Origin of the sequence: Oligoflexus sp. (assembly GCF_035638955.1) — a bacterium.
Classification (GTDB): Bacteria; Bdellovibrionota_B; Oligoflexia; order Oligoflexales; family Oligoflexaceae; genus Oligoflexus.
Genome location: NZ_DASQYZ010000441.1, coordinates 1 through 5453, shown reverse-complemented (window position 1 = coordinate 5453; position 5453 = coordinate 1). Strand labels below are relative to the sequence as shown.

Here is a 5453-nt window from a genome sequence, read left to right as displayed (position 1 = left end):
CCGTGCATCCCCATCGTTGAACAGTCTGGCTTTCTCAGCCATCATGAAATGTTCTGCTGTGGGATAACAATGATTTTCAATAACGAAAGGCGCCACATGCCATTGACTCAGGCAGGACTCATTCACGCGTCCATGGGATGGGGTGTGTCCCCAGAAGAAATGAAACTTGAGCGGCTCTCCGCTTCGAAAGCGTTGTTGAAGATTCAGAAGGTGATCCATTTCGTTTGCCTCACGCGTACATCCCCGGAAACATACCAGTCGACCCGTTGGCAACCAAGTGGGGAAGCAGGTAACGGACTTTTATCGTCCTCATGCGATGAGTTGACACGCGAGAGGGGGGGACTCCCCACCATTTGTAAAGTGGATTTGTTAGAGCTCTCAATCCCAATAATTCTTCTGTGACCTACGGCAGAAACAAGCAGTTCCCTCGCCTGACAACATTCCAGCGTCTGCAAAGGCCTTGAGCCTCTGCGCAGCCTCGTTATTACTGAGCGAAATTCACAAGACTGTTGTCCAGAAGCAGTATCTTGCACTCCTTGGGGTAGGATACCGCCGACAAAATGAATCCGGCTCTATAGTTTTTGGGGATAAATTTTAGCTTAAGGCTTACAGGATTTTCGGCATCAACATCAGACACTATCTTAAAGACATCTGACGCATCCCGCTTGGGAGAGATGGTCGCTGAAACGTCTCCCACTTCGATATCGAAGGGAATGCCAACAACCGTATCACATTTATAACTGAGTCTTAGTAGGTTTTTGCCTTTGCCAGCTGTTGGTCTTGTCAGTGGGATTGTAACGTCTGCACCTTCACACCTTTTAAAGTTGGGGCGTGGCTTGTTGTCAGCATCATAGTCAGGCGTGCAATTTCTGGAATTAGGTTCCCAGATGATGCCTTCCTTTAGTTCGAGCTCACCCGCTAGAATTTCATTGGGGTTTTCAACACACTTTCCGTCAATCCAGTCAAAGTCGTCTGAACGATTTTTGCAGTCTGTTTCGATTCTGGATGTCAGATCTATGGGAGGCACTGGCACCGGGGTCAAGGCTGGAGTCGGGGCAGGCGTCGCTGCGGGGGCTGGGGGCGCCGGTTCTGGGGCTGGATCTTTTTTGGAATCTTTCTGGGAGCCGCAGGCTGCCAGGTTAAGTGCCAGAATAAGAACGTAAGGATATGTCATAGTATAAACCTTCCGAAGAGTGGGGGATGCGCTGAAGTCAATATAAAGCAAAGGGCTTTCAGCATTTGACTCAGGGTGCAGCTGAAAACGAAAAAGGCTTACTACCATCGTCTGCCAAACCATATCAAATTCTTTGTTTTCTGACTTTCAAGGTTAAAGCCATTGACTTCGGAGGTTGGGAAATGGATTTGCATAAATTTTCGCAATATCTCGAACATCTGCTAAATCAGGTTTCTTAACGTTCAAGGGCCGTAGTTTTTGCTGGTAGAGCGACGATTTCCAAATCCTTGACGTTCAGATCGTTTGCGCCCTATGGTCACTGTCGAATTCTCAGTGAGGCCACTGAATTTTCCTGCTTGACTTTCACCTTGCTCATGGTCGAGCGCATTTAAGGTTCTTTTACCTTTTGGAGATGATCATGTTGAAAAGTTCTATCGCTGCTTCGGCTCTGCTATCCGCACTCTTTTTGAACGCCTGCGGTTCCAAGTCGGATAAAAATTCTGATCTTATGATAACGCCTCGGAACACTATGGTCCTTGGCATGCAAAACGCCATTTATGGCGATGCCTTGTCCTTTGCCAACGGCGAAGTGGAACTGGCTTTTGAGCAAAGCGGTGTTATCAGCTATATCGTGAATGCTGACGTCGCCATCGGCAGGATCACTCTTCCAAGGCAGATGCGCCTTGCCAATAGCTATCAGGCATCCCCGTCTGATGTCATGTTCGCTACTTATCGCAATCTTGCTGATATGAAAACCTATGATCACAAAAAAGGCGGCACCGTCATTACCCGTTTTACCCGTATGAAGGCTCTCGATCGCGAGGGTTCGCTCGGCTTTCTCATCAGCCATTTCGAAAGCGGTGCAACGGGTCAGGCGCTCATTAAAGAAGGTCGCAACGGCCTTGTCGACATCGTTGAAGTGAAGATGGCAAGCGACAATGCGCTGGCTGTTTCTATGGTTGATGAAGAGTCTCAAGGTTACTATGGCTATGATGAAGTCCTGGGTTATTACCACTGGTTCCAGAGTAAACTGGTCGGCAGCATCCTTGGTGGCTCTAAACTCAACCTCAAGGCCATTGACTGATCTGACAACCCTGACGAGCATACCGGAGCCGGACATGAAAGATTGCGTGCGCAGGTCGTGGCTGATTCGACGTCAAAGAGCCTGATCAGGCTATGCGTGGCATTACCTTAATTCTAACATCACCACTACCTTTGCATTCATCGTCTGAACGCATGGTCAGGTAATCGGCAAATCCTTGCTGTAGGCTTTTGATCGACAGGACTAAAATTCCCGAAGCGACAATAGCCAGGGCAAGCATTGAAACGGCGGCGGCGATGAGAGTGATGAGAGTAGACATAATTTTTCTCCAATTCTCCTTAGTTCCATAGGGGCGACGTATGCCCGGTTGTTGCGCACCTATTGCAACAGCTATTCCAGCCTGAAGGACCTATTTTATTGGGATTTTTCGACCTCGATTAGCGATAGTGTCCCAGAAGCGGACAGAAATTGTCCGCGCCCTGGCTGGCCCAGATCATTAATGTTGATGGGTGTGAAGATGGCGCCAATGGGTTGTGTTGCAAAAAACCTCTGGTATTTTGACCTTACTCACTCAACATTGATCGTATCAATATTACCCTTCTTCAGGAACAAAGTTGAAAAATCCTCTTCGGACATACGGATAGACTGAGGCGCGGAATGCAGCTCCTGTGTTAGAATGAAGTTCCGACAAACATGGGAACAGACCTCATCTGCATGGAGAGCACGTGGAAGCATCACTATTGAAGCACCTGGCGATCCCGGTCGCTTTAGTGCTTACTTATTCCTGCAAGAAAGGATCGGGCCATAAGGAAGCCGCGCAGGCATCCGCAACGGTCCAATCCCCGAATGCCTGTGTCGTGACCCAGATCGCAAAGGGTATATACAAGCCCTGCACGGACGCAGAGGTCGCGGAACATCAGGGTAAGTCAGACGGTTTCCACTGTTGGTACGAAGCATGTAAGATCCCGGCAGAACCCCCATTTGAATGCGAGTTTGGCTTTAAGCCTGAGATACTATCGACAGCTCCGGAACGGGCTGAATGTATGTTTCAAAATCCAGTCGACCTTTAAGCACGTTGGAAAAAAGTCGCAGCCGTGTCTTTACGCAAAGTTCGGTCAAACGAGCGGCAAGGCACACATCTTCGAACTGTTGCACGGGCAACAGACGAGCCAGTTCAAAGCCAATGTCGCTGTGTTTCTCGGATTGGTTGATCTGCGCATGACGGCCAACCCCCGTCTCTCCATGCCGTTGATCCAGCGCTTCCAGACTTTTCCAGGGCGACCAGGTGGGGGAGTCGTAGGACAAGCCTTCAAAACAAAAAAGACACGCCGCGAGACCGAGAGGACTGCTCGTGACGCAGACCTTCAGTATGTTCATCAGAAGTTTCAATTCCGGACGTATAGGATATAGCATGCAGCTTGACTGGCTCTCAGTCAAGAGTTGCAGTGAATGAATCGCGAAATGCTCATGTCCTCGTTCACCGGCAACAAACCGTGCCATCAGTTGCCCGGCAGGTTCGGCATAATTCCGGGAAGCTTCGAGTACAGCTGGACATGCGCGTGTGACGAAATACGAGAAGTGTACGAGTTCGACCAGAAGTTCGCGATAGACTGGTGAAGGAGACTGGCCGTCCTGCGCAAATTTATCTTTTACCATCCGGCCCAATCGATTCAACTTCAATCCATTCACCAGCACAAACCTCTGCAGGACGGCGTAAGCGGCAAAGGGATCAAAGCCAACCGCTTCGTCCATATCCATAGTTTGGATAAGGGATTTTTTCAACAGAGCGTCCAGCTCCCAATCACAAGATTCGCCAATCAGGGATTCAGCTGTCTCGAAGAGAATTTCAATCCCATCGAGATACGCGTCTTGCGAACCGATTGGGAGAGCTTCGCGGGGACGAGGGCTGTGATACCAATAAGGCAGCTTTTGAATGGATGGGAAGGCGTAGAGCTCCTCTGGAGAAGGTCGCCCCGGCCAGTTTGAAATCGTTGTTCGCATCCAGGGGGCTTCAATTGTAACAGTGCCATCCGCTTCATAAATCAGCGCCGCTTCTTCAAAAAGCATGGGATACTCCATGAGGCAAATCTGCCTTCATAGAATACCCTATCCGGTCTTAGAGAACAAAAAATAGTATGTTGCTAACAATCAACGATTGTCGGATTCCACGCACTCGCCCGCAGCTCTAATGAAAGTATTGGCTCCTTGACCCTGCGGATGATCGTAGCCAATCCGATGGAGCCATTCATGGAAGATAACCCCGGCCAAGCCACGATCGGACATGGTAAGGCCGCCGTCCAGGACTCCCGGAGCCAGAGCGCGCCTATTGATATAGATGTTCATATTCTGCTTCGCACCAGTTTGCTGGTAGTCCAGGCCGGTCGTAGTTGCGGCAAGCTCCGGAAGGTCCGCAGTATAGTAGCGTATGCGGGCCGGCTGAAGTTTGCCGTCATGATACGATTGTAAAATGGTGATACCGCCCATGGCAATGTCCGCTTGACGACCTACGCGGTTGGGGCGGACAGGAGGTAGCACGCCCCCAAGACTGCCTCCGTCTTGGCAACGGTCATTCCCGAGTCCAAGATCTTGTTTTCCAAAATGCCACCATGAGCTTCGATCGTTCGCGCTGAACCTTCGTTGTTGTCATCGCAGGTCAATAGAACCTTCGCTAGACCAAGCTTCCTGGCTATTGGCAGCGTTTGCCGGAGCATTTCCTTCGCATATCCCTTACGTCTTTCTGAGGGCACTACGCCGTATCCGATGTGGCCGCCTTCGCGTAGCAGAAAATCGTTGAGCTCATGCCGCAGCGACACGCGTCCCACGATCTTGCTTCCCACGACGGCTACAAGAAATGTATTCGGGACAAATTCGCCAAGGTCTTTACCTTCGGACCAGTCCTTGACCTTCTGCACGTACTTCGCAAAATCGGTCTTCTCGTCAAAATGAAATGCGAAGGTCCAGTCTGGATCGTAGCATCTAAAATCGGCAACGGCGGCCCGGAAAGCGCGTTCATCACTTACTATTAGTTGTCTTAGTTCGAGCAATTTGATCCCCCGGTTCGTAGCCACCTCGTTCCAAGGTGAGGGTCTATCGCCCTCAATGTCATTCGGTTAAGAAAGAATCGACGCTTTCTCCTTTTGCAGTCTATTTCGAAAGCCCAAGTTAGGTGTTTTGCGAATTCTGGGAAATTTTCTTGCTGATCTGACTTTTGATTTGACCGACTCAATCAAGTCTAGA

Annotated in this window: 7 protein-coding genes; 1 reads left to right on the top strand and 6 read right to left on the bottom strand. The window is 49.9% G+C overall.

Annotated elements, in window-relative coordinates:
* Both VE954_RS36330 and VE954_RS36325 read right to left on the bottom strand, forming a co-directional pair.
* Nucleotides 1-219: NADAR family protein (locus VE954_RS36330; protein WP_324962361.1), on the bottom strand; the 219-nt coding region annotated here is incomplete at its 3' end.
* A 265-nt stretch (nt 220-484) separates the two neighbouring features.
* A complete protein-coding gene (locus VE954_RS36325) occupies nt 485-1225 on the bottom strand; it encodes a hypothetical protein (protein ID WP_324962359.1) in 741 nt (246 codons plus the stop codon).
* A gap of 367 nt (nt 1226-1592) precedes the next feature.
* On the opposite strand from VE954_RS36325, the gene VE954_RS36320 reads away from it, so the two are divergent.
* Complete coding sequence (locus VE954_RS36320) at nt 1593-2258, top strand: hypothetical protein (RefSeq protein WP_324962357.1); 666 nt, start codon at nt 1593-1595, stop codon at nt 2256-2258.
* A gap of 85 nt (nt 2259-2343) precedes the next feature.
* On the opposite strand, the gene VE954_RS36315 is transcribed toward VE954_RS36320, so the two are convergent.
* The 4 genes from VE954_RS36315 to VE954_RS36300 all read right to left on the bottom strand — a co-directional run bounded on the left by VE954_RS36315 (nt 2344) and on the right by VE954_RS36300 (nt 5260).
* The gene (locus VE954_RS36315; protein WP_324962356.1) at nt 2344-2535 is read right to left on the bottom strand and encodes a hypothetical protein; all 192 of its coding nucleotides are present in this window, start codon (nt 2533-2535) and stop codon (nt 2344-2346) included.
* 680 nt (nt 2536-3215) lie between these two features.
* Entirely contained in the window at nt 3216-4283 is a 1068-nt protein-coding gene (locus VE954_RS36310) for a hypothetical protein (protein WP_324962354.1), read from the bottom strand.
* An 81-nt stretch (nt 4284-4364) separates the two neighbouring features.
* Nucleotides 4365-4700, bottom strand: a complete 336-nt coding sequence (locus tag VE954_RS36305; protein ID WP_324962352.1) for a hypothetical protein — start codon at nt 4698-4700, stop codon at nt 4365-4367.
* A 20-nt stretch (nt 4701-4720) separates the two neighbouring features.
* Nucleotides 4721-5260, bottom strand: a complete 540-nt coding sequence (locus VE954_RS36300; protein ID WP_324962350.1) for a GNAT family N-acetyltransferase — start codon at nt 5258-5260, stop codon at nt 4721-4723.
* Nucleotides 5261-5453: the final 193 nt, after the last annotated feature.

Excerpts from the sequence above, each read along its gene's own strand:
- VE954_RS36320 (WP_324962357.1), top strand. The coding sequence starts at position 1,593 with ATGTTGAAAAGTTCTATCGCTGCTTCGGCTCTGCTATCCGCACTCTTT.
- VE954_RS36305 (WP_324962352.1), bottom strand. The coding sequence starts at position 4,700 with ATGGGCGGTATCACCATTTTACAATCGTATCATGACGGCAAACTTCAG.
- VE954_RS36310 (WP_324962354.1), bottom strand. The coding sequence starts at position 4,283 with ATGCTTTTTGAAGAAGCGGCGCTGATTTATGAAGCGGATGGCACTGTT.
- VE954_RS36315 (WP_324962356.1), bottom strand. The coding sequence starts at position 2,535 with ATGTCTACTCTCATCACTCTCATCGCCGCCGCCGTTTCAATGCTTGCC.